This window comes from Gordonibacter sp. An230 (assembly GCF_002159915.1).
GTDB lineage: Bacteria > Actinomycetota > Coriobacteriia > Coriobacteriales > Eggerthellaceae > Rubneribacter.
This window is the reverse complement of record NZ_NFJP01000008.1, coordinates 70,193-92,014: the sequence shown is the minus strand read 5'-3', so window position 1 is coordinate 92,014 and position 21,822 is coordinate 70,193. Positions and strand designations below refer to the sequence as shown.

22 protein-coding genes are annotated in these 21,822 nt (G+C 67.2%); 4 read left to right on the top strand and 18 right to left on the bottom strand.

The features are described 5' to 3' along the window. Nucleotides 1-60: 60 nt before the first annotated feature. The 11 genes from trmD to ffh all read right to left on the bottom strand — a co-directional run bounded on the left by trmD (nt 61) and on the right by ffh (nt 10,224). Entirely contained in the window at nt 61-795 is a 735-nt protein-coding gene (trmD, locus tag B5F40_RS05955; protein ID WP_087193461.1) for a tRNA (guanosine(37)-N1)-methyltransferase TrmD, read from the bottom strand. Nucleotides 796-821: 26 nt separating this feature from the next. Then, nucleotides 822-1,340, bottom strand: a complete 519-nt coding sequence (locus tag B5F40_RS05950; protein ID WP_087193460.1) for a ribosome maturation factor RimM — start codon at nt 1,338-1,340, stop codon at nt 822-824. Beyond that, nucleotides 1,341-1,595: a KH domain-containing protein gene (locus B5F40_RS05945; RefSeq protein WP_087193459.1), complete on the bottom strand. Its 255-nt coding sequence runs from the start codon at nt 1,593-1,595 to the stop codon at nt 1,341-1,343. 4 nt (nt 1,596-1,599) lie between these two features. Next, on the bottom strand, nt 1,600-1,845 hold the full coding sequence (rpsP, locus tag B5F40_RS05940; RefSeq protein WP_087193458.1) for a 30S ribosomal protein S16: 246 nt from the start codon (nt 1,843-1,845) through the stop codon (nt 1,600-1,602). Between the two features lie 235 nt (nt 1,846-2,080). After that, nucleotides 2,081-2,587 (bottom strand): GNAT family N-acetyltransferase, encoded by a 507-nt coding sequence (locus B5F40_RS05935; protein WP_087193457.1) that lies wholly within the window; start codon nt 2,585-2,587, stop codon nt 2,081-2,083. A gap of 133 nt (nt 2,588-2,720) precedes the next feature. Beyond that, the gene (locus B5F40_RS05930) at nt 2,721-5,162 is read right to left on the bottom strand and encodes an FtsX-like permease family protein (RefSeq protein ID WP_087193456.1); all 2,442 of its coding nucleotides are present in this window, start codon (nt 5,160-5,162) and stop codon (nt 2,721-2,723) included. 12 nt (nt 5,163-5,174) lie between these two features. Then, nucleotides 5,175-5,948 carry an ABC transporter ATP-binding protein gene (locus B5F40_RS05925; RefSeq protein ID WP_087193455.1) on the bottom strand — a complete coding sequence of 258 codons (774 nt, stop codon included), beginning with the start codon at nt 5,946-5,948 and terminating at the stop codon, nt 5,175-5,177. A gap of 63 nt (nt 5,949-6,011) precedes the next feature. Next, the gene (locus B5F40_RS05920) at nt 6,012-7,190 is read right to left on the bottom strand and encodes a sensor histidine kinase (protein ID WP_087193454.1); all 1,179 of its coding nucleotides are present in this window, start codon (nt 7,188-7,190) and stop codon (nt 6,012-6,014) included. Beyond that, a complete protein-coding gene (locus B5F40_RS05915; RefSeq protein ID WP_087193453.1) occupies nt 7,187-7,888 on the bottom strand; it encodes a response regulator transcription factor in 702 nt (233 codons plus the stop codon). The genes B5F40_RS05920 and B5F40_RS05915 overlap by 4 nt, the downstream gene beginning before the upstream one ends. Nucleotides 7,889-7,964: 76 nt before the next feature. Next, nucleotides 7,965-8,738 carry an REP-associated tyrosine transposase gene (locus B5F40_RS05910; RefSeq protein ID WP_162610908.1) on the bottom strand — a complete coding sequence of 258 codons (774 nt, stop codon included), beginning with the start codon at nt 8,736-8,738 and terminating at the stop codon, nt 7,965-7,967. A gap of 67 nt (nt 8,739-8,805) precedes the next feature. Continuing rightward, nucleotides 8,806-10,224, bottom strand: a complete 1,419-nt coding sequence (ffh, locus tag B5F40_RS05905; RefSeq protein ID WP_087193451.1) for a signal recognition particle protein — start codon at nt 10,222-10,224, stop codon at nt 8,806-8,808. Nucleotides 10,225-10,454: 230 nt separating this feature from the next. Here ffh and B5F40_RS05900 point away from each other — a divergent pair, with 230 nt between their 5' ends. The 3 genes from B5F40_RS05900 to B5F40_RS05890 are packed head-to-tail and all read left to right on the top strand — an operon-like array spanning nt 10,455 to nt 12,109. Beyond that, entirely contained in the window at nt 10,455-10,811 is a 357-nt protein-coding gene (locus B5F40_RS05900; RefSeq protein WP_162610907.1) for a helix-turn-helix domain-containing protein, read from the top strand. Beyond that, nucleotides 10,801-11,565: an ImmA/IrrE family metallo-endopeptidase gene (locus B5F40_RS05895; RefSeq protein ID WP_087193449.1), complete on the top strand. Its 765-nt coding sequence runs from the start codon at nt 10,801-10,803 to the stop codon at nt 11,563-11,565. The genes B5F40_RS05900 and B5F40_RS05895 overlap by 11 nt, the downstream gene beginning before the upstream one ends. Next, complete coding sequence (locus tag B5F40_RS05890) at nt 11,558-12,109, top strand: hypothetical protein (protein ID WP_087193448.1); 552 nt, start codon at nt 11,558-11,560, stop codon at nt 12,107-12,109. Before B5F40_RS05895 ends, B5F40_RS05890 begins: the two co-directional genes overlap by 8 nt. Before the next feature lie 14 nt (nt 12,110-12,123). Here B5F40_RS05890 and B5F40_RS05885 read toward each other — a convergent pair whose 3' ends face one another. The 4 genes from B5F40_RS05885 to B5F40_RS05870 all read right to left on the bottom strand — a co-directional run bounded on the left by B5F40_RS05885 (nt 12,124) and on the right by B5F40_RS05870 (nt 15,381). Continuing rightward, entirely contained in the window at nt 12,124-13,107 is a 984-nt protein-coding gene (locus tag B5F40_RS05885; protein ID WP_087193447.1) for an MBL fold metallo-hydrolase, read from the bottom strand. Nucleotides 13,108-13,113: 6 nt separating this feature from the next. Then, nucleotides 13,114-14,034: a signal recognition particle-docking protein FtsY gene (ftsY, locus tag B5F40_RS05880; protein WP_087193446.1), complete on the bottom strand. Its 921-nt coding sequence runs from the start codon at nt 14,032-14,034 to the stop codon at nt 13,114-13,116. 479 nt (nt 14,035-14,513) lie between these two features. Continuing rightward, on the bottom strand, nt 14,514-15,047 hold the full coding sequence (locus B5F40_RS05875) for a DUF2812 domain-containing protein (protein WP_087193445.1): 534 nt from the start codon (nt 15,045-15,047) through the stop codon (nt 14,514-14,516). Further along, nucleotides 15,040-15,381, bottom strand: a complete 342-nt coding sequence (locus B5F40_RS05870) for a PadR family transcriptional regulator (RefSeq protein ID WP_087193444.1) — start codon at nt 15,379-15,381, stop codon at nt 15,040-15,042. Before B5F40_RS05870 ends, B5F40_RS05875 begins: the two co-directional genes overlap by 8 nt. Before the next feature lie 178 nt (nt 15,382-15,559). On the opposite strand from B5F40_RS05870, the gene B5F40_RS05865 reads away from it, so the two are divergent. Next, the gene (locus tag B5F40_RS05865; RefSeq protein ID WP_140396432.1) at nt 15,560-15,880 is read left to right on the top strand and encodes a hypothetical protein; all 321 of its coding nucleotides are present in this window, start codon (nt 15,560-15,562) and stop codon (nt 15,878-15,880) included. A 141-nt stretch (nt 15,881-16,021) separates the two neighbouring features. Here B5F40_RS05865 and smc read toward each other — a convergent pair whose 3' ends face one another. From smc to plsX, 3 genes are read right to left on the bottom strand one after another with little or no spacing between them, the layout of a single operon-like run. Next, nucleotides 16,022-19,582 (bottom strand): chromosome segregation protein SMC, encoded by a 3,561-nt coding sequence (smc, locus tag B5F40_RS05860; protein ID WP_087193442.1) that lies wholly within the window; start codon nt 19,580-19,582, stop codon nt 16,022-16,024. 3 nt (nt 19,583-19,585) lie between these two features. Next, a complete protein-coding gene (gene rnc, locus B5F40_RS05855; protein WP_239442926.1) occupies nt 19,586-20,530 on the bottom strand; it encodes a ribonuclease III in 945 nt (314 codons plus the stop codon). After that, nucleotides 20,527-21,567, bottom strand: coding sequence for a phosphate acyltransferase PlsX (plsX, locus tag B5F40_RS05850; RefSeq protein WP_087193441.1), 1,041 nt, complete (start codon nt 21,565-21,567; stop codon nt 20,527-20,529). The genes rnc and plsX overlap by 4 nt, the downstream gene beginning before the upstream one ends. Between the last annotated feature and the right edge of the window lie 255 nt (nt 21,568-21,822).

Sequence of the window (21,822 nt, the reverse complement as noted above, 5' to 3'; positions counted from 1 at the left end):
AAACTCTCGCGACGTCTTTCGAGCGGTCGATGCGCGGCGCGCTTTAGCGAAGCGCGACGCCTACGCCTCGGCCGCCGTCCCCAGCGCTTCGAGCAGCTCGAGGTCGGCGCTCGAAAGCTCCGCACGCTCCAAGAGGTCGGGGCGCAGGCGCGCGGTGCGCTCCAAGCTCCGCTCCCGACGCCAGCGCGCAACAGCCGCATGGTCGCCCGACAGCAGCACCGGAGGCACGTCCATGCCGCGAAACGTCGCCGGGCGCGTGTACTGGGGGTATTCCAAAAGGCCGTCAGCGAAGCTCTCGCCGAGCGCTCCCGTCTCGGCGCCCAGCACGCCGGGGAGCTTCCGCACGGCGGCGTCGATGACCACCATGGAGGCAAGCTCGCCGCTGGTCAGCACGTAGTCGCCGAGCGAGATCACGCGGTCGGCCAGCGCGTAGGCGCGCTCGTCGATGCCCTCGTAGTGGCCGCACACGAACAGCAGGCGCTCCTCGCGCGCGAGCTCGCACGCCACGGCGTCGTCGAAGGGCTCGCCGCACGGCGAGAGGAACACGGTGGTCGGGCGCGGGCCCGTGCTCGCGATGGCGTCGTGCGCCTCGAAGATGGGCTCGCACTTCATCACGAGGCCGTCGCCGCCGCCGTAGGGATCGTCGTCGGTGGTGCGATGGCGGTCGTGGGTCCAATCGCGCAGATCGTGCGCCTTGAACTCGAGGATGCCCTTCTCCTGGGCTATGCGCATCATGGAGGAGCCCATGACGGAGGCGTACATGCCGGGGAACGTCGACAGCGTTTCGATGATCATGGGGCAGGTCCTTTCGTCGGCGCAAGCTACAAGTCGAGCAGGCCGTCCGGCACGTCGACGTCGATTCGACGCGCATCTTCGTCGACGCTCACGACGAAGGCGTCGACGAAGGGCACGAGCGATGTGCGCCCGTCGGGCCGTTCGACGGAAAGCAGCGTCTGGCCCGGCCCCTCCACCATCTCGGCCACAAGGCCCACGCGCCCTGCGCGCGCATCACGCACCTCGAAGCCCTCGAGCCCCTCCCCAGGAGCGACGAGCGCGTCCTGCGGAAGGTCGGCACGCCGCACAAGACAGCAGCAACCGGCGAGGCGCTCGGCGACCTCGATGGAATCGACCCCCTCGAACGTCACGAGAAAGGCACCCTTCGCCTGCTCCTGCACTGAAACGACCCTCGCTCGGCGCGGCGCGTCGAGCTGCGGCGGGACGAAAGCAACCTCGAGCCCCTCTCGCAGCAAAAAAGGAAGGCCCGGCGCGCTGCGCGCGACGAGCCCCCCGATCAGGTTTTTCGGCTTGGCCAACTCGGCCACGTTCGCCCACGCGCGCATCTAGTCGAGAAGCTCCACTTCGACATGGGCACCCGTGCGCGAGGCAGCTGCGCGAGCGAGCGTGCGGATCGCCTTGATGACCCGGCCCTGGCGGCCGATGACCTTGCCGGCGTCTTCTTCGTTCACGCGCATCTCGACAAGGATCGACCCGTCTTCGGCATCGCTTGCCGAGATATCCAGATCGTCGGGGAAATCGACGAGGGGACGAACGACCGACTCGACGAGGCCGACGATGTCTTCGGTCTGCTCGGCCATAGGGCTAGGCGTTCTCGCGAGCCCGCTTGAGCAGCGCGGCAACCGTGTCGGTCGGCTGCGCGCCGTTCTTGATCCACTGGTCGACCTTGTCCATGTCGAACTTCACCATGGAGGGCTCGACGCAGGGATTGTAACGGCCCACCTCTTCAATGAAACGCCCGTCTCGCGGGCTGCGCGAGTCGGCGACGACGATGCGGTAGTAGGGGCGCTTCTTCGCGCCGTGACGAGCGAGGCGGATTTTGACTGCCATGAAGTTGAACTCCTTTTTTGCTTCTTGCCTTCGATTAGACGCTCGACGCCGCGATCCGCAGCGTAGCGAAAACAGTAATTGCTTATGATACGACGTGAACGGCCGTTTGACAAGCTGGTTACCGAACAGAATTGTAGCGAAACGAACCAAGCCGGCCAACGCCGAGGCCGCGCATCCTCGAAAAGCCCACGTTTGGAAACGCGCGAGCCGCCCGACCGGGCGGCAGCCGCTAACCTCAACAAGCACGCCATGCGGGAACCGTGCTCTTGTAGTAGATGCGAACGTCCTCGTAGTCGCCCATGAAATTCGCGAAGCCGCCGGGGATGGTTCCGACGTGCGCGAAGCCCAACCCCTCGCAAAGACGGATGGCGGGCTCGTTTCCGGCCGCCACGGCATTGAGCTGCAGGCCTCGGAAGCCCTTGCGCGCCGCCTGCGCGAGCGAGTCCTCCACGAGGGCACGGCCCAGACCGAGACCGCGCACGCTCGACGCCACGGCGTAGCTCGCATTGCCCACGTGCGCGCAGCGTCCCACGTCGTTCGGACGGAGCACGTACAGTCCCATGACCCTTCCATCGAGGTCGGCCACCACGGAAAGCGTCTGGGCCGCGAAGAGTTCCTCAGCCTCCGCATGCGTGAGCGGCTCGATCTGAGGGAAGGCCTCGCCACCCTCCACGACCTCGTTCCACACCTTGAGCATTCCCGCGACATCCTCTTCGCGGTACGGCCGGATCTCCAGGGCCATGGGCGCATCCTTTCTCGCGGGCTTCGCCATGTGCGGCGCCAGTATAGCAGAGGGCGCCGCGCCGTCCATGCGGCTCGGCGGCAACCGTCGGATGCGGGAGGGAGGAGGACCCGGGGAGGTTGGCGGAGCCGCCCTACTCGGCCACCAGCTCGCGCACGTCCACGCGCCTCACTTTTCGGGCGCTCGCGTAAGCGGCGATCAGGAACACGAGCGCGAGGCCGAGGGTGAGGCCGCCCACCATGAGCGGGTTTGCGTCGATGGCGAACCGCGACACGCCGAACAGGCCGAACAGCTGCCCCATGAGCCAGCTGCCGCCGAGCGCCGCCGCCGTCGCGCCCAGCGCGCAGCCGACGAAGGCCACGAGGAAGAAGCGCAGCGCGAACTGCAGGCGCAGGGCGCGCGACGTGAAGCCGAGCGCGCGGTAGACGCCCAGGTCGTGGCGCTCGGCCGTGAGCATACGCCCGATGATGAGCGACACGGCCAAAAACGCGAGCGTTGCCGCGACGGCCGCCATCGCATAGCCCATGGCGGCGAACAGCTGCTGGATGAGATCGATTATACTGCCGGTGTCGGCGAACATGCCGGTCGCGCGCGTGTCCACCGCATCGCCGAACCGCGCTTCGACGACGGCGCGCGCATCGTCGGCGGCATCGGGGTCGGCCAGCTGGTACTGGCGCGACGGCTCGGCGGCGTCCTCGGCGGTTCCGGCCAGGTCGCGCACTCCGTCGTAGGTGAGGATGGTGCCGTAGCCTGCGTTGAACATGGCGGAGAGCAGCCCGCACACCACGAACCGGCGCTCCTTCCCGTCCGCGCCGTCCACAACGAGCTCGTCGCCCACTCGCAGATCCATCGACTTCGCCAGGTTGACGCCGACGAGCGCCTCGTTGTCGTGCTCGGGCAGACGGCCCTCCGTCACGCCTTGCACGAGGGTTAGGTCGCTCAGACCTGCGAACGAGCGACCCTCCCCGCCGAAGTTCACCATGGCGAACGCCTCCTGCCACGACTTCTCGATGGGGCTCGTCTCCTCGATGACGCGCTCGACTTCGGCTATGTCCACGTCGGGCGACGCGAGGGTGATCGACAGATCGCTCTCCCACATGCCGAACGCGTCCTGCGCCGAGTTCTCGCCGCGCAGCGTGCCGCCGATGCCGAACACGAGCACGATGAACGCGCACAGGACGCACGCGCACCCTGCGAGCCCCACGTAGCGCCGCTTCGCCGACATGATGGCGCGCACCGCCAGCTGCAAGCTCAGATGGCTGCCGCCCAAGGGACGCTCGCCGCGGCTGCGGAAGCGCACGTCGGACGTTCCGCCGCGAAACGCCACGAGCGGCGAGATGCGCGCGAGCTTGGCCGTCTTGAGCGCGACGACCGCCGCCACGAGCGCGAGCAGCACGGCCAGGAGGGCTATCGCCGCCGGCGGCGGGGCGGCGTTGCTCGCCAGCACGCAGGTGAGCTGGGCGAAGAACGGAAGCGCAAAGGGCACGAGGACAGATCCCAGCGCAAGTCCCGCGGCGAGTCCCGCCAGGCTCACGCCCGCGTACTCGACGACCAGCATGCCGCGCAGCGCGCGGTTCGGCAGGCCGAGGGCCTTGAGCGTGCCGTAGTCGGCGTAGCCCTCCTCGATGGAGGTCGACACCGTGTGCGTGCAGATGATGAGCGCTATCGCGAACAGAAGCAGCGCGAACACGCCCATGACGGCGCCCCCGATGACCACCACCATCATCGCGTAGCCCACGAGCGTGTCGGAGGCGAACATGCCCGTCGCAGTGTTTGCCCATGCGACCTCCTCGGCGAGGATACGCACGAGATCCGCGCCGGTCAAGCCCGCTTCGCGCGCGTCGTCGGACAGGTGCGCATTCATCTCGGCCATACGGTAGGCGGCGAACTTCGCCTGCGAGGCGAAGGGGTCGGCCGGAGCCTCGACCAGAGCTGCGGCCTCGTCGACAAGCGACCCCACCTCGTCGTAGGCGCTCTGCGCCACCACGAAGCGCTTCATCTCCAGAAACGGCGTGCCGAGCTGCGGGTCCTCGAAGAAGCCCGCGATGGTGAAGCAACGCGCCTCGTCGCCCACGAGCACCTCTAGCTTGTCGCCTTCCTGCACGCCGGGAGATGCCTTGAGAGACACCGGAACGTAGACCTCGTCTGGCCCGGGCTCGGGCGTATCGTCGGAAAGGCGCATCCCGTCGTCGGAGAGCAGACGGAAATCGAGGGCGTCGCCCCAAGCCACGAGCGCGGTGCCCGAGGTGGGGTTCTCGCCCACGGCCTCGCCGTCCGCGCCATAGAACCGCACGGGAACGGAAAGCGCGCCGTTCAGACGGATTTCGCCCACCTCGGGTAGCGCCTCGATCTCAGCGACCACCTCGCCATCGATATTCGCCGCCACGTCGACGGCGTACACGTCGCCCGCTTCGATCTCGGCAAGGGCCGCTTCCTCGCGGGCGTTGAGGTCTGCGTACATGCTCACGGTGAACGAGAGCGCGGCGGCCGTCAAGGCCATGAGCAGGAAGATGCCGGCGAACGAGGCCCTACCCCGCTTGAGGCCGGCCGCGACGAGCGTTCGCATGAGCGCCATGACGTCCACCCCCTACCAGGCCAGCGACGACAGCCAGGCATTCACCTGGGCGTCGCGGGCCTTGAGGTAGGCGGCGTCGCCTTGCGTGCGGAAGGCGGGCAGGTCGAGCTCGCCCTTGATCGAGCCGTCCTCCAGGTACAGCACGCGGTTCGCGCGCAGAGCGCATAGCACGTCGTGGGTGACCATGCAGATGGACTGGCCGCTGCCGTTCAGCTCGCAAAGCAGCGAGAGCACCTCGGGCGTGTTCGCGCGGTTGAGGGCACCGGTGGGCTCGTCGGCGAACACGATGTCGGGGCCGTTCACCACGCTGCGCGCCACGGCGCAGCGCTGCTGCTGGCCGCCGGATGCCTGGCTGGGAAGGTGGTGGGCGTCCTCCGCGAGGCCCATGCGCTCGATGAGTGCGCTCGCGGCCGCCCGCGTGTCGGCTGGCGCGCGGCCGTCCTTCAGGTAGCCGGGCACGGCCACGTTCTCGAACAGCGTGAGGTTCGACACGAGATGCGCCTGCTGGAACACGAAGCCGAAATACTGCGCGCGCAGCTCGGCCATGTCCTGCTCGCGCAGGCTCGTGATGCTCTTGCCCCGGTAGAGCACGTCGCCCGCCGTGGGGGCGTCCATGCCCGACAGGCAGTAGAGCAGCGTCGACTTGCCCGAGCCCGACGGTCCCATGATGGCGGTGAAATCGCCTTCGTAGAGCGTCAGGTCGACGTTGCTCAGCACGTGGGATTGCACTCCGTCGGCCGCGTAGCTCTTGCACAGCCGCTCGGTTTGGATGATGGGTTCTTTCATGATGCCCTCTCGTCTCGCTTGGTCTCTGGAAGGCATCGTAGCCGTGCCAACATTAAGGAGTCTTTAAGGTTCGAGGGGGAATTCGACCCGAACGCGCAGACCCGGCTCTGCGTCCTCGAGGCTTAAGCTGCCGCCCATCTGCCCTACCAGGTGGCGCACGATGAACAGGCCGAGGCCCGCTCCAGGGGCGTCGTGCGCGTTGGAGCCGCGGTAGAAGCGGTCGGCGACGAAAGGCAGGTCCTCCGGCGGGATGCCGGGACCGTGGTCTCGCACGCGCACGCAGTAGGCGCGCGCGGCGGTGTCGAAGACGCCCTCCACCTCCACGCCTGCGCCGGGCGCGTACTTGGCGGCGTTCGCCAGCAGGTTCTCCAGCGCCTGCTCGAGGCGCTTCGGATCGTGGGACACCCGCGCCTCGTCGACCCGGCCGAGCGCCACGTTGCCCGTCACGCCGAAATCCGCGACCGCCTGGCGCACGGTGCGGGCGATGGGCGCGTCCTCGCAGCGCACTTGGATGCGGTCGAGGTCGGCGAGCGCGTGGAGGAACAGGTCGTCGGTGAGCGAGGTGACCTCGTCGCACTTGCGCGCGATCGTGCGCGCGTAGCCCTCGCGCTCCTCGTCGTCGCGCGCGAGGCCCAGCTCGAGCGCCTCTGAGTAGGCGCGGATGGACGCGATGGGCGTCTTGATATCGTGCGAGAGCGCCGCCATCGCCGTCTTGCCCTGCTCCACGGCCTCGGCCTCGGCGGCGCGGGCACGCTTGATCTCGGCGCGCATGTTGTCGAACGCCCAGGTGAAGCGTCCGAACGGGTTGCTGCGCTCGTAGGCGAGCGGAGCGTCGAGGTTGCCCGCCGCCACGTCCTGCGCGAACGCCTCCAACCGCATGAACGGACGCACGACGCTGACGTGAAGGTAGACGACGACGCCCCACACGACCGCCGCCCCGAGCGCGGCGAGCGCCCAGACCAGAGCGATGGGGAGGCCGCCCCTCACGTCGGTAGCCGTGCGCAGCGCCTCCTGCGCGCGAGAGAGCGCGGCGTCGGCGGCCTCCGCGTCCGCGCCTTCGGGCAGCTCGGCGCGGGCCGCGTTCAGCTCCACGGTCTGCGCCCGCATCTCGGCGGCCGGCCCGTCGCCCGCGAGCAGGGCCGTGGCCGCGAGCGCCGCCAGGACGAGGACGAGCGTCGCAGCGACGGCGATGCCGACGAGCCGTCGCGCGATGCGCGCGCCCTCGCGGGAGGCCGCCGTCACGACGCGCCGCCCTCGGCGTCGAAGCGGTAGCCCCGCCCGCGCACGGTCTTGAAATAGGCGGGATGCGCCGGATCGTCCTCGAGCTTCGCCCGCAGCCAGCTCATGTGCACCGAGACCGTCTGCGGCTCCACCTCCGAGAACGCGCCCCACACCTCGGCCAGCAGGCGCTCCTTCGACACGGCCTCGCCCTCGTGCGCCATGAGGAACCGCACGAGCGCGAACTCCTTGGGCGAGAGCGCAACGGACTCGCCGTCCTTCAGCACCGCGCCCGCCCCCTCGTCGAGGACGAAGGGCCCGGCCGAAAGCGCAGCGCCCGCCGCTCCCCCGCCCGCTCGCCCACATGACCGCCTGAGCAGCGCGTTCACGTGGGCCAAGAGCTCGCGCAACGAGTAGGGCTTCGGCAGGTAGTCGTCCCCGCCCGTGTCGAGCCCGACGATGCGGTCGGTCTCGCTCGTGCGCGCCGAGGCGAACACGATGGGCACGTCGCTTGCGCGCCGCAGCGCCGCGCACGCCGCGAACCCGTCGTCGCCCGGCAGGTTGATGTCGAGCAGCACCAGGTCGAACGCACGAGCGGCAAGGACGTCGTAAGCCTCCTCCGCGCTCGCCGCGCGCTCGACCGCGAACCCCTCGCTCTCCAGGTAGCGTGCCACGATGGCGGACAGGTCCGCATCGTCGTCGACTATGAGTATGCTCGGCATCGCACTCCCTTCCCCTTCCCGGTCGGACAAATAAGGACAAATAAGGGACGGTTCTTTTTTGTCTTGCGAAACAGCATCACAACCGGAGAAGCTGCTTGCGCCATGCTTCGACAACTCCTTTGCCCAAGCCGGTTATTCGAGCGACTTGCCGAATGGACGAGCCCTGTTCGAGAAGCCCGCAGACAGCTCTGCGCTGCTCCTCTTTCGGCAGCCTCTGGAACGCACCGGACGAGGAAACCCCGCTCGCCTCCTTCAGAACCTCCATCGCCTCTTCATCGCTCAGACGCGGCTTACGTCCCTTCCGCGTCGCAGGAAAAGGCTCGAGGCGCTCCTTTCCCGCATGCTCAGCCTCCGCGATCTCCTCACGCGGCACGATATCGAACAAATTCGATTCGTCCACGAGACTGTCCGCGCAGCCTAACCGCCCGCAACTGCTCCATTTGTACTGCTCGGCGCTGGAGCATAGCCCCGCTTTGACAGGATTGTCATGAATGTAGCGCAAGACGGTTATGAAATATCCATCATCCTCTACTGGCTCGCTTTTGAAACGATCCTGAAAGAGATGCCCGCTTCGATCGTGCCTCTGATTGAATCGATACGCATACGAGACCCCTATGCGCTGGATGACCCGCGACAGAGAGACGTCTTGCTCGCCGAGAAGGAGATGAACATGATTGCTCATCAGGCAATAGGCATACAAAACGAATGGGCTTTCCCGCTTCACGCGCGCAAGTATCTTCAAGTAAAGGGCAAAATCAGCGTCGTCTTCGAAAATTCGCTGCTGGTTGATCCCTCTTGCAAGCACGTGGTAAATGCCGCTCGCGCTTTTCTTCCTCGCAGCCCTAGGCACGTTCGCCTCCTCATGGCCATTCTCCTGCTCTGACGGGGGCAGCAAGATGACAAAAAGGAACCGTCCCTTATTTGTCCTCCATCATGTCCTGGAGCTTTTTCAAGTCGGCCATGCTCATGCCTCCCATGCCGGGCAAACCCATGCGGCGCCGTCGACCCTTCTTGCCCTTTCTGCCCTTCTTGCCGCCCTGCATGTCCTCCACGGCGGGCATCATCTTCTTCATCATCTTCTTGGCTTCGTTGAACTTCCTGATCAGTTGGTTCACATCCGAGACGGTCACGCCGGCGCCGGCCGCGATGCGGGCGCGTCGAGATCCGTTCAACAGATCGGGCTTCTCGCGTTCAGCCTTGGTCATAGAGTTGATGATGACCTCCATATGGTCGAGCGCGCCTTCATCCACCTGGCCTGCCGCCATGGCCTTGTCGCCGCCCGGCAGCGCAGAGACGAGCTTCGCGATGCCGCCCATTTTGCGGATCTGACGGTTCATCTCGATGAAATCGTTCAGATTCAGGTTCGCGCGCATCATGCGCTCTGCCTGCTCCTGCTCGATCTCCTCCTGCTGCACCTTGACGGCGCTCTCGATGAGGCTGACCACGTCGCCCATGCCGAGGATGCGTTTCGCCATGCGGTCGGGGTGGAACTCCTCGAGCGAATCGGGCTTTTCGCCTGACGAGACGAACTTGATGGGCTTGCCCGTGACCTCCCTGATGGAAAGCGCACCGCCTCCCCGAGCATCGCCGTCCATCTTCGACATGATCACGCCGTCGAAGTCCACGCGCTCAGCGAAGGCCGCAGCAACGTTCACCACGTCCTGGCCAGTCATCGCATCGACCACCATGAGGATCTGATCGGGCTTTACGGCCGCTTTGATGGCCTCGGCCTCGTCCATCATCGCCTCGTCCACATGCAGGCGGCCCGCCGTGTCGACGATCACCACGTCCCGCAGGTTGTCGATGGCGTCCTGAACGCCTTCTCGCGCGATCTCCACCGGATCCCGCCCGTCTCCGCGGTACACGCGCACACCGATCTCGCCGCCAAGCGTCTGCAGCTGATCGGCGGCGGCGGGGCGGTACACGTCGCACGCCACGAGCAGGGGCGAATGGCCTTCCTGCTTGAGGCGCCAGGCCAGCTTCGCGGCCGCGGTCGTCTTGCCGGAGCCCTGCAGGCCCACGAGCATGATGACGTTGGGGATGCGGCTGGAGAGAACCAGCTTGCTGTCCGTGCGGCCGAGAAGCTCGGTGAGCTCGTCGAGCACGATCTTGATGACGTTCTGCGCCGGCGTGAGCGAGTCGAGCACCTCCGCGCCCAGACAGCGCTCCTTCGTGCGGGCGATGAAACCTTTCACCACCTTGAAGTTCACGTCAGCTTCCAAAAGCGCCATGCGGATCTCGCGCATCGCGCCGTTGATGTCGTCCTCGGTCAGGCGGCCCTTGCCGCGCAGGCCGCTGAATATGCCTTGAAGGCGTTCGGAGAGGTTCTCGAGCATGAAGGTGCGCTCCCGTCGTCGGTCATGTCGTTCGTTAGGGCAAGATTATACCCGACGACCTCCGCCGGAGATGAACTTCACCTTTTCAACGGCTGGGAGGATGCCTCCAGAGATCAGACTCCCGCATCTCCGCCCGCCTCGTCGCCAACGATCCGTCATATTTCCTGAAACTATTCTTGCCCCAAATATGACAAGACATGGTATCCTGTCAAGGGAAAGGAGGCGGCCGTATGGCGAACATCAACGCGACCGTTGGGGCGAACGTCAAGCGTCTGCGCAAGCGCGGCGGGCTCACGCAGGAGCACGTGGCACAGTACCTTGGGATCGATCAGACGCTTGTGAGCAAGGTGGAGGCCGGTCAACGCTCCCTCGGGGTAGCCTCGCTCGAGCGGCTCTGCGACCTGTTCTTCTGCACGCTCGACGACCTGCTCGACGACGGCCCCCAGACGTCGGAAGCAAAGGCGGTGGCGTTCCGCGCGGACGGGTTCGGCGTCGACGATCTCCAGGCCCTCGCCGCCATCGGGCGCATCGTGCGCAACCTCGAGGATCTGGCCGCGCTCGAGAAGGCGACGGGCCATGAAGCGTAGGGACGAGGCGGCGCGCCTGGCCGAGGAGCTGCGCGCCGATTTCGGCAAGGACAATCTCTCCCCTGTCGACGTGCTCGCCTGCGTCCGCGATGTCCCACGGCTCACTACGGTTGCCTACCCGCTGGGCGACTCCATAAGCGGCATGTGCGTCAAGCACGACGATTTCTCGCTCATAGCGTACAACTCGGCGCAGACGCTCGGGCGGCAGCGCTTCACCGTCGCCCACGAGCTGTACCACCTGTTCTACGACGATGCGTCCTCAACGACCATCTGCCCGAAGAGCACGAAGCGCTACGACGAAACCGAGTGGGCGGCGGATGCGTTCGCCTCGCACTTCCTGCTCCCTTACCACGCCCTCCGAAACGAGCTGCGAACGCACGGGCTCACGGAAGGCGAGGCGGCCGACGACGAACGACTGCTCGCGTCCGTGGTGGCCATCGAGCAGAGGTTCGGCATCTCGCGCCTAGCCCTGCTCGTGCGTCTGCAGGACGAAGGGGTTGTGAACGCCGCGCAGAAGGAAGCGCTCGGCCGCAACGTGAAGGCGGGCGCCCGCAAGCTCGGCTACCCGACGGCCTTGTACGAGCCGCTGCGCGGGAGCAAGACGCGTATGGCCGACGGCGACTACGTCGACCGCATCGCGGATCTCTTCGGCCAGGGCGCTCTGTCGCAAGGCAAGGCAGAGGAACTGCTAGCGGACGGGTTCCGCGACGACATCCTCATCGAGACCTTCGAGGACGGCGAGCTCGTTGACTGATCCGCTGTTCTTCGACACGGATTGCCTCTCGGCCTTCCTCTGGACCGGTCGGGAAAGCATCGTCACGCAGCTCTACCCCGGGCGCGTCGTCATCCCCCAATCGGTGCTCGACGAGCTCTCGCGCGTCTGCGCGCCCGCATTCGAGGAGCGCGTGGCGTCGCTGGCCGCAGACGCCGCCGTGGAGGTCTGCGACATCGACCTCGCCTCGCCGGCTCTCCCCCTGTACCGTGAGATGACGAGCCGTCCGAAGCCGGGATTCAAGGTGATCGGCCGCGGCGAGGCGGCGGCCATGGCGTTCGCCATCGCCCATGGGGGCATCGTGGCCAGCAACAACTTCCGCGACACCGCCGCCTACATCCGCGCCTTCGGATTGAAGTACAAGACGACGGGCAGCATCCTCGTGGAAGCATACGAGAACGGACTCGTATCGGAAGCTGAGGCGAACGCGATCTGGGCCGACATGCTGGCAAAGGGACGTTGCATCGGCGCGCGCAGCTTCACGGAGTTCCTCGCCAAGCCCGTCGACCCGTTGGCGGGTCGGTAAGGACCCGCCGATCCTCAGAAGTACCGGCGCACGCCCGCCTCGTCCTCGTCCCTGCGGACGAGGCCCCGGTCAACGAGGTGGTTCAAAAAGACGAGTCCCTCCATGACGATGCACCATCGCTGCATGAAGGAGATGTCCTCCCATCGCTCGAAGGGCACGTTCCATTTGATGGAACGGACGACCTCCTCGCCGGACAAGCCCGGGCAGGACCGCACGATGCCCTGCGCCTCCTCAAGACGTCCCAGATGGTGAGCGCGCAACCAGTCGATGCGCGCCTCGAAATCGGCGCGCTCGTCCCCATGGGCCACGAACAGGCGCGAGCAACCGAGAGAGCGCACCTTCTCCAAGCTGTCGAGGTAAGCCTGAAGGCCGTCGCGGCCGTCGGGGAACAGGGCGATACCCGGCGAGATGACGAACAGCACATGATCGCCGCCGAACAAAATACGCGAGGCAGGATCGAACAAAGCAAGGCTGCCAGGCGTGTGGCCCGGCACCTCCACCACTCGCAAGCGCCGCCCCCCGACGGGCACCTCGTCCCCCTCGACCGCGAAACGCACGTCCACGCGCGCAGGATCGAACAGCGGCATCTCGACCGAATGGCGCGCGTACCCAGACGCATCGGACAGGGACACCCCCTCCGATGCGAGCAGACGGCGCATCCGCTCGTAGGCTGACGCGCCCGAGGCCCGCATCGCGTCGAAATCGGCCGAGCCCACGAGAACCGTCGCGCCCTCGGGCGCCACGCGGTCCACAAGCCCTGCGTGGTCCAAGTGCAGGTGCGTGAGGAAGAACGTCGCCCGCGAACGCTCGACCCCGATCTCGTCGAGCGCCGCGTCGAGCACAGCCGCGCCCTCTTCGGTGGGAGCGCCCGTGTCCACCACAAGGGCCTCGCCGCCGTCCATCACGACGAAGCAGTTCGTCGCGCTCGTGGACACGTTTTGGAAGGGCACCCTCACCTCGTACACATCGGGATCGGAATGAACCTTGCTCCACGACATGTGGCCCTACCCCCGCTCGTCGAAATCGCCGACGAGGGCGCGGGCGAAGTCGTGCGCGTCGAAGTCCTTGAGATCGTCGAGGCCCTCTCCCACGCCGATTTTGAGCACCGGCAGTTCCAATTCGTGAGAGACCGCGAGCGCGATGCCGCCCTTCGCGGTGCCGTCGAGCTTCGTGACGATCACCCCGTCCAGATCGAGGGCGCGGTCGAACTCGCGGGCCTGCTGCAGGCCGTTCTGGCCGGTGGTGGCGTCGATGACGAGCACGGTGAACACGGGAAGCTTTGAGCGCTTGCGCACCACGCCCACCACCTTCTCGAGCTCGCGCATGAGGTCGGACGAGGTGTGCAGACGTCCCGCCGTGTCGATGAGCACGAGCTCGGCGCCTTTCCGCTCGGCGCGATCGAGGGTGTCGTAGCACACGCTGGCCGGATCGCTGCCGCGCTCGCGCGTGACCACCTCCACGCCCGCGCGCCTCGCCCACTCCTCGAGCTGCTCGATGGCCGCTGCGCGAAACGTATCCGCGCTGCCGAGCAGCACCGTGCGGCCCTTATCCGCAGCCTCCTTGGCGAGCTTGCCCACCGTGGTGGTCTTGCCCGTGCCGTTGATGCCCACGAACAGCACCACGGCCGGTCCGCCCGAGAGCACCTCCCCGCCTCCTGTCGCGAACGCATCGGCTATCCGGTCGTTCAGCAGATCGAGCACGGCATAGGCGTCCGGCAGCGCCTTGCGCACGGCCGTGTCGCGCAGACCCTCCACGATCTCGCTGGCCGCTCCGCCACCGATGTCGGACAAGACGAGCGTCTCCTCGAGATCCTCCCAAAACTCCTCATCGAGGTCCGGCCCGCGATCGAGAAGAACGTTCATCTGCTCCTTGAACCGATCACGCGAACGCGCCAGCCCCTCGCTGATCCTGTCGAACAATCCCATGTTGGGCTCCTTTCGCCGTAATCTGCTTAGTGTAGCTCAAACGCCACCGTCCGTCAGCGCCCAAGCCCCGACACGTGATCGAAGCCGCCAACGGCAGAGCGCTCGAGGCCCGAGAGCCGATACCCATCGGCCTCTTTGCAAAGCAAACGACGACCAATCTGGGAGGATTTAGATAGCGCACCCCAACTGATCGCATGAAAAGCGGCGGTGGCCCTTTCACGTTTCCTCGAGGCTGAAAAACGACACGCCGCCCCGGAAAACCTCCTGGCGCATCGCCGCACGGGGCATGCGAATCGCACCATGGGCGCACCGCGGCAAAACGCTTGGAGAGCGCACGGGATCCCTCGTCGCTTCGACCAGCATGCGATTCTAAGGATCGAGCCGGCTAAAGGACGCATCGGCCGCAGAGGCCAAAGGTGCCAGCGACCGCAAGGCTTCGGGATGCGGCGCGGCATCCGGACGCGCAAAGCGCTCCGACGCTACCGGCCGGAACGGAGCCTGCGCAGCGAGAACGAGTAGCCAAGGAACGGCAGCGCGGTGCAAACGAGTCCCGCACCCGATGCGACCGCTCCCACAAGACAGGCCGCAGCGACCACTTCGGCGCCCTGTGCGTCGAGGAAAGCCTCGGCCGCGAGCAACGCAGCCGAAAGGATCGTCCAGACAAGCGCCCATCGACCCGTTCTCGCACGGATCGCGCGCAGCGACTCCTCCTTCGATTCCTCATCGGTGAACAGCGGCGTCGCGCCCGCTTCGGCGCGTAGCACTTGCCAACCGGACCCTGTGACAACGGGATGCCAGCCGCCTGCGCGGAACAGCTCCTGCACATCCGGCGTGAAATCGAGCACGAAGCTCACCGCGTAGTCGAAATCGCGCGGCGCGCCCTGCTCGAAACGGTAGAGAAGGCCGCCGGACAGGCCGCACACGTGCCATCCCTTCGCGCTCATGTCCTTGAGCAGCTCCATGTCGCGCTCGACCGCCATCGCCAAGCCGCCGCACACCCGGTACTTAGCCATCGTCCTCCTCGCTCGCCGTCCCCAACCGCTCCTCCGCGACGGAGACGAGCCTCTTTCGCCGCGCGAAGTCGCGCCGCAGCACCTTTCGGCCCTCGTCGGTCGCCGCGTAGAGGATGCGCCCCCCTTCCTCGGCGATCTCGACGATCCACCCCGCCGCCTTGAGCTTTTTGAGCGTCGTGTACATGGTGGCGGGGCCCACCTTGACCGCGCCGCGCGTGGACGACTCGATGTCGTGCATGATGCGATATCCATGCACCGGCTCGAAAGTCGCCAACAGGATGAGGAAGATGCTGTCGGAAAGCTCCCCCGTCTCGTAGGGGCTGCGCTTCGCCATCGCGCTCCTTCCCTATATCCATAATGGATATAGTATGCTATACTCTCGCTGCTTGCAAGCGGATCACACTATACCCCATCGAAGGACCGCGCGCGAAACCATGGGCGAATTCATCGATGGACAAACGCTCCCGCCGAAAACGGGAAGACGACCCCTGCCCGAAAGGAAAGAAGGAACCATGACCGAGATATGCAGCGACGAGGCGCGCCCGAGGATGACCGAGAAGACGGCGGGCGAGAAGCGGGACACCGTGGTCGCGTTGATCCTGCTCGTCGCATCCATGGCACTGTTCATCTGGTATTTCGCGAAACTCGCCCTCGGGGACGCGAACGGCGCCGAAAAGCTCGAGCTGCCCGTAGCCATTGTGTTCTTCGGCTCCGTGGGCTTCGATCAGGCACGGCGCACGACGAGCCCCGCCGTGCACGCCCTGACAAAGGCGAACTGGGCGCTCATGGCCGTGTTCGCACTCACCGTGATCGTCCCGATCCTGCTCGGCTAACCTTTCGCGTCGGCCTTCGCGCGCGATGTGCGAAGGCCGACGCGAACCTGAAGCGAAGGATTCCTGCGCATCGAAAGCCCGAGGCCCGCCGTGCAGGAATCCCGTCATGTGCGCTCCGCCCCGTGCGGCACAAGGCGCGCCCTACTCCGCGTGGCGCAGGGCGTTCTCGAGCTTCTGGCTGACCACCTTCGTCACGCCATCAGACTGCATGGACACGCCGAACAGCACGTCGGCCATTTCCATCGTGCGGCGCTGGTGCGTGATCATGATGAGCTGCGTGGAGTCGCGCAGACTGTCGAGGTAGGCCGTCAGGCGGCGCAGGTTCGAGTCGTCGAGCGCGGCCTCGACCTCGTCCAAGATGTAGAACGGCGTTGCGCGAATGCGGTACACCGCGAACAGGAGCGCAAGCGCCGTCAAGGACTTCTCGCCGCCGGACATGAGCATCATCTTCGTGATGCGCTTGCCCCTCGGCTGCGCCGTCACCTCCACGCCCGTGTTCTCCAGGTCGTCGGGATCGACGAGCGAGAGGCTCGCAGATCCGCCGGGGAACAGCACGGCGAATATCTCGCGAAAGTTCGCGTCCACCGCTTCGTAGGTTCGGACGAAGTCGTCCTTCATGCGCGCGTCGATCACCCGCACGATCTTGGCGAGCGCGCGTCGCGCGCCGTCGAGGTCGGCCAGCTGGGCCGACAGGTAGTCGTAGCGAGTTTTGATCTGCTCGTACTCCTCGGCCGCATCGGGATTGATGGTGCCCATGTTCGCGATGCGGCGGCGCAGTTTGAATGCCGCTTCCTCCGCAGCGCCACGATCTTCGAGCGCGGGCACCTCGAGCGCGCGGTCGAGCGGCACGCCGCAATCGCAGACGATGGCGTTCACCGCCGCATCGACCTGCACTTCGAGACGCCCTTTCTCCACGCGCGCCGCCGAAAGCCGCGCGTTCGCATCGTCGAAGGCATCATGGGCCGCCCGGGCGGCGGCCCGGGCGTCGTTCGCCTGGGCATGCAGCCCCGCCGAGGAGTCCTGCGCCGCGGACGCGGCATCCTCGAGCTCGCGAGTCCACCTCCGTGCGCTCGCCTCAAGCTCCTCGAAGAGCGCGAGCAGAGGCTCGACGCGCTCCTGCGCCGCTACTTTTCTCGCCAAAGCCTCCCTCGCCTCGGCGTCGCTTCGGGCGACGGCCTCGAGGTCGCGCGCACGGGCGTCGACGACGCGGGCCGTGTACGTCTCGCGCTCGGCGAGCGTGGCGGCCTTGAGCTTGGCTTCAGCCAGAGCGTCGCGCACGCGTGCCGCCTCCTTGCGCAACGGCACGACCGCCTCCTGCGCCTCGTCGAAACGCGCAGCGCCCTCCTCGAGCTTCCGACCCAGCTCGCCGAGCCGCGACTCGAGCGCCTCGGCCGAGGGACGCGCCTCGGCCACCGTGCGCTCGGCCTGGGCGCGCTGGCGCTCGATGTCCTCGAACTCGCGGCGCACGCTCGCGAGCTTCTCCTCGGCCCGTCGGGCGTCAGCGCGGGCAGCATCGGCCGTCCCCCGCAGCTCGGCGAGCCTCTGCGAAAGCTTGAGGCTGTCGGCCTGCGCGCGACGCAGCTCCTCTTCGGCCGCCTCGGCGGCCTCCTCGGCGGCGGCGCGCGCCTCCTCGGCGGCGGCGCGCCGCGAACGCAGCTCCTCCAACCGTCTGGCGCGAGCAAGCGCCCCCTCCTCGTCGTCGACGACCGCCGCCCCAAGGCTCACCTTGCCGTTCGGCCACACGACGCAACCGTCGCGCGTCACGAAGCGCACGCCGTTCGCTCCGCATGCGTGCGCCGCGAACGCCTCTTCAACGCCGTCGCACACCGCCACGTCGCCGAGCAGCGCCTCCACAGCGTCGGCGTCGGCGTCGGCGTACGACAGTTCGTCCACGAGCGCGAGGCCCAAGCCGGCAGCCGCGGCTTCGCGCGCGGGACATGCGGCCCGCGCCTCCCCCGCGCGCGGCATGAGCACCACTTCGCCCTCCTCCTCGCAGGCGGACAATGCGGACGCCACCGCCCGCGCGCGGGACGCATCATCCACGAGCAGGGCGGACACATCCGATCCGAGCAGGCGCTCGACAAGCGCCTCGAAGCCCTCCGAGGCTCGCACGGCATGCGCGACCGGCTCGATGCGATCTCCAAGATCGTCAGCATGGTCGAGCACCCATGCGCGGGCCGGCCCAGACACGGCGCTCGCGCGCTCGAGCTCCTCGAGACCGCGTATCTCCGACGACAGCGACGACGCCGCATCGCGGGCTTCGTCCAACGCGCGGCGAGCGGCCTCGCGAGCGGACAGCGCCGCGCCTACCCGTTCGCGGGCGGCTCCTTCCTCTTTGGCGACCTCCTCGCGGGAGGCCTCGGCATTCTCGGCCGCCTTCGACAACGACGAGGCCTCGGTCTGCGCGCGCTCGAGCTGCAGCTCGAGCTCCTTGCCGTGCCCCTCGATGAGCCGCACGTGCGCCAGACCGCTTGCGAGCGACTCCTGCGTCTCGGCCAACTCGCGACGGACGCGCTCGCGCTCGCGCTCGGCGTCCCGCTTGGCGCGCTCAAGCTCGTCGGCCTCGCGCTCGAGGGCGCGCCGGCTCTCGGCGTTGCGCGCTTGGTCGGATGCGAGGCGCTCCACATCAGCGTCGGCGCGAGCCCGCTCGCGGCGCACCTCGGCCAACTGCTCCTCGGCCTGCGCGCGGTCGCCCTCGGCCTGGGCGCGCCTGCCCTTGTTCGCCTCGAGCGTCACGCGAAGCTCGGCCTCGTAGCCCTGCGCAGCGCGGCGCTTCTCGTGCAAAAGCAGCGTCGCCCCATCGAACCGCTCAACTGCCGACGACGCTCTGCGATGGCGGCGCGACAGCTCGCCCGCATCGGCGCTCTCGCGCCTGATGCGCTCCTGCAACTCCTCGGACAGCTCCTCGGCCTTCGCGATCGCGGCGCGCTTCTCCTCAAGCTCGGCCGAGAGCGCTTTCTCGCGCGCAGACGCCTCGTCCCAGCCGCCTCGCAGCGTGCGCAGGTCGTCCACGGCCAAGGCGAGGCTCATCTCGGCGAGCTCGGCAGCCAGCTCCTGGTAGGCACGCGCTCGCTTGGCCTTGCGCTCAAGCGGCCCCAGCTGGCGCTCGACCTCGGCGGCCACATCCCTCACACGGGCGAGATGCGCGTCCATGGCGGCGAGCTTGCGCTCGCTTTTCGCCTTGCGCTGCTTGTGCTTGAGCACGCCAGCGGCCTCCTCGATGAGCGCGCGACGGTCCTCCGGCCTCGATTGCAGGATCGAGTCGAGCGAACCTTGCGAGATGATGGAATGCGTGCCCGTGCCCAGGCCCGAGTCATGCAGGATGTCGAGCACGTCCATGCGGCGCGCAAGCACTCCGTTGATGAGGTACTCGCTCTCTCCCGAACGGTACATGCGGCGCGTGATGGCAACTTCGGAGTACTCCACCGGCAACGTGCCGTCCGAGTTGTCCAACACGAGATCCACCTCGGCGACACCCACGCTTTTGCGCGCGGACGACCCTGCGAAGATGACGTCTTCCATGGCCTGACCGCGCAAATGCTTCGCATTGCGCTCGCCGAGCACCCACAGAACCGCATCGGAGATGTTCGACTTGCCCGAACCGTTCGGTCCCACCACCGCCGTGATGCCCGGTTCGAGCGATAGAGCGCTTCGATCGGCGAAGGACTTGAAGCCTTTGAGCACAAGTGACTTCAGGTACATGCCCTACCCCTGCCTGCGCTGGCGGGCGCGCTCGCGTTCCGACTTCTTGCGGGCCCTCTCCTCGGCGCGGGCCGCCGCCTTCTCGGCCTTGGCCTGCTTGGCGGCCTCGGCCCTCTCGGCCTTCGCGACTTTGGCGGCTTCGGCCTTCTCCGCGCGCTCCTCGTCGGTGGCACCGAGCCCGAAGAACTCCCCGAGGCGCGCGAGCGTGCTCTTGGCGGCTTGGCTCTCGGCCTCCTTCTTCGTGCGGCCCGTGCCGCGCGCAAGGCCTTGGCTTCCGGCGAACACCTGCGCCACGAACGTGCGGTCATGGGGCGGCCCCTGCGTCTCAACGAGCTTGTAGGTGGGCGTGATGCCGCCCTCCTGCAGCTTCTCCTGCAGCGCGCTTTTGGGGTTCTCCGGCTCGCGCGCCATGTCGAGCGACATGCGCGGTATGAGCGTCGCGCGTACGAAGTCGCAGGCCGCGTCGATGCCGCCGTCGAGGAAGAGCGCCGCCACCACGGCCTCGTAGACGTTTTCGAGCGCCGAGTGCAAGCCGCGCTTGCCCGTGCCCGTCTCGGATGACCCGAACACGATGACGTCGGCGAAGCCGAGACGCTTTGCCACGTCGGAAAGGCTCGCACCCGACACGAGAGCAACCTTGATCCGCGTGAGGCCGCCCTCGTCGAGGTCGTGGAACCGGTCGAAAGCGATGGACGAGACGATGGCCCCGAGGATGCTGTCACCGAGGAACTCGAGACGCTCATAGGAGAACTTGACCGATTTGCCCTCCGTTGCGGACGGATGCGTGATGGCCGACAGGAGAAGCTGCTCATTGCCGAAACGGTAGCCGAGGACCTCCTGCGCACGGTCGAGCTTGCGCCGCTGTTCGTCAGTGAGCGCCCCGTCGAACGCGGGATCGATCCGCCGTCCCCCAGCCGCCTCTTTGGCCCTCGAGCTCCTGCCCATCATGCCGTCCCCCCGATCAAACCAGATCCCGGCCCGCTCGCGGAGGAGAATCCTCCCCCCGCCGTTCGGGCGATGACGCCCGCCACGTCGGCGCGCGCAATGCGAGCTGTGGTCAGCACGCCGTTTCTGATGGCGAGCGCGCTCGACGATCCATGGCCCACGAGAAGCGCGCCCCTCACGCCCAGAAGCGGAGCGCCTCCGTAGGTGTCGGGGCTCACCTGGGTCATGAGCTCCTTGAGGCCTCCTTTGAGGGCGAGCGCGCCGAGCTTTGTGGCAAGGGTTCCCAGCATGACGTCCTTCAGCGCCTTGAACAGGGTTTTCGACGTTCCCTCGATGGTCTTGAGGCACACGTTGCCCGTGAAGCCGTCGGTGACGATCACATCGAACGTCGCGGACAGGATGTCGCCGCCTTCCGCGTTGCCGGCGAAGTTTTCCAAGCGCTCCTTCATGAGACGGTGGGCCTCCTGAGCGAACTGAGAGCCTTTCGTGTCCTCCTCGCCGATGTTGAGCAACGCCGCCCGGGGGCGGTCGATGCCTACAACCTTCTCGGCGTAGACAGACGCCATCTGGCCGAACTGCACGAGGTACTCCGGCTTGCAATCGGCGTTCGCTCCGATGTCGCTCATGACGACAGGCCTCACCGGCGACGGGATGACCGTAGCGAGCGCCGGCCGAGCGATGCCGCGAACGCGCCCCATGACAAGCGTCCCGGCCGCCAAGCATGCCCCCGTGGAGCCTGCGGAGAAGAAGCCGTCGGCCGCCCCCTCTTTCACGAGCCGGCAGCCCACCACGATGGAGGAGTCTTTCTTCGCGCGCACCGCGCCCGCCGGATGTTCGGCCATGCCGATGACTTCGGAGGCGACCCGGGCCACGCAGCGTTCGTGCACTGCAGCGAACGGCTCCACCACCTCGCCAGGGCCGCACAGCACGACGCGCAGGGCCGGATCGGATGACAGCGCGCCCTCGACGCCCTCGAGCACGACGCCGGGTGCGTCGTCTCCTCCCATGGCGTCCACGGCGATGGTCACTGTGTCGGGCATTCCAAACCTCCCTCTCGCAACACGTTCGGCGAGAGGCTTCGAAGTGCCTGATGGCGTCTTCCCCGCCGAGCGCCGCAAGCGCGTCGGCCCTTCTCCCGCGAAGAGGGGTGAGCATGATCAGGTGCATCGAAGCCTCGCGGCATCGGCCCGCCCGCGCCTTGCGGCGGCGGACCCTAGCAAAAAGCCTCCCGGCGCGTCGCGCGGTCGCGCGATGTGCGGGGAGGCTTTCCATGCGCGCCGAACAACGCCGACGCG

Bases quoted from the DNA above. Each gene is read 5' to 3' on its own strand.
- B5F40_RS05930 (WP_087193456.1), bottom strand. From the start codon at position 5,162: ATGGCGCTCATGCGAACGCTCGTCGCGGCCGGCCTCAAGCGGGGTAGG.
- ftsY (WP_087193446.1), bottom strand. From the start codon at position 14,034: ATGGGATTGTTCGACAGGATCAGCGAGGGGCTGGCGCGTTCGCGTGAT.
- B5F40_RS05950 (WP_087193460.1), bottom strand. From the start codon at position 1,340: ATGCGCGCGTGGGCGAACGTGGCCGAGTTGGCCAAGCCGAAAAACCTG.
- B5F40_RS05895 (WP_087193449.1), top strand. From the start codon at position 10,801: ATGAAGCGTAGGGACGAGGCGGCGCGCCTGGCCGAGGAGCTGCGCGCC.
- smc (WP_087193442.1), bottom strand. From the start codon at position 19,582: ATGTACCTGAAGTCACTTGTGCTCAAAGGCTTCAAGTCCTTCGCCGAT.
- B5F40_RS05875 (WP_087193445.1), bottom strand. From the start codon at position 15,047: ATGGCTAAGTACCGGGTGTGCGGCGGCTTGGCGATGGCGGTCGAGCGC.
- trmD (WP_087193461.1), bottom strand. From the start codon at position 795: ATGATCATCGAAACGCTGTCGACGTTCCCCGGCATGTACGCCTCCGTC.
- B5F40_RS05885 (WP_087193447.1), bottom strand. From the start codon at position 13,107: ATGTCGTGGAGCAAGGTTCATTCCGATCCCGATGTGTACGAGGTGAGG.
- B5F40_RS05865 (WP_140396432.1), top strand. From the start codon at position 15,560: ATGACCGAGATATGCAGCGACGAGGCGCGCCCGAGGATGACCGAGAAG.
- B5F40_RS05870 (WP_087193444.1), bottom strand. From the start codon at position 15,381: ATGGCGAAGCGCAGCCCCTACGAGACGGGGGAGCTTTCCGACAGCATC.
- B5F40_RS05925 (WP_087193455.1), bottom strand. From the start codon at position 5,948: ATGAAAGAACCCATCATCCAAACCGAGCGGCTGTGCAAGAGCTACGCG.
- B5F40_RS05945 (WP_087193459.1), bottom strand. From the start codon at position 1,595: ATGGCCGAGCAGACCGAAGACATCGTCGGCCTCGTCGAGTCGGTCGTT.
- B5F40_RS05915 (WP_087193453.1), bottom strand. From the start codon at position 7,888: ATGCCGAGCATACTCATAGTCGACGACGATGCGGACCTGTCCGCCATC.
- B5F40_RS05900 (WP_162610907.1), top strand. From the start codon at position 10,455: ATGGCGAACATCAACGCGACCGTTGGGGCGAACGTCAAGCGTCTGCGC.
- rnc (WP_239442926.1), bottom strand. From the start codon at position 20,530: ATGATGGGCAGGAGCTCGAGGGCCAAAGAGGCGGCTGGGGGACGGCGG.
- plsX (WP_087193441.1), bottom strand. From the start codon at position 21,567: ATGCCCGACACAGTGACCATCGCCGTGGACGCCATGGGAGGAGACGAC.
- rpsP (WP_087193458.1), bottom strand. From the start codon at position 1,845: ATGGCAGTCAAAATCCGCCTCGCTCGTCACGGCGCGAAGAAGCGCCCC.
- ffh (WP_087193451.1), bottom strand. From the start codon at position 10,224: ATGCTCGAGAACCTCTCCGAACGCCTTCAAGGCATATTCAGCGGCCTG.
- B5F40_RS05935 (WP_087193457.1), bottom strand. From the start codon at position 2,587: ATGGCCCTGGAGATCCGGCCGTACCGCGAAGAGGATGTCGCGGGAATG.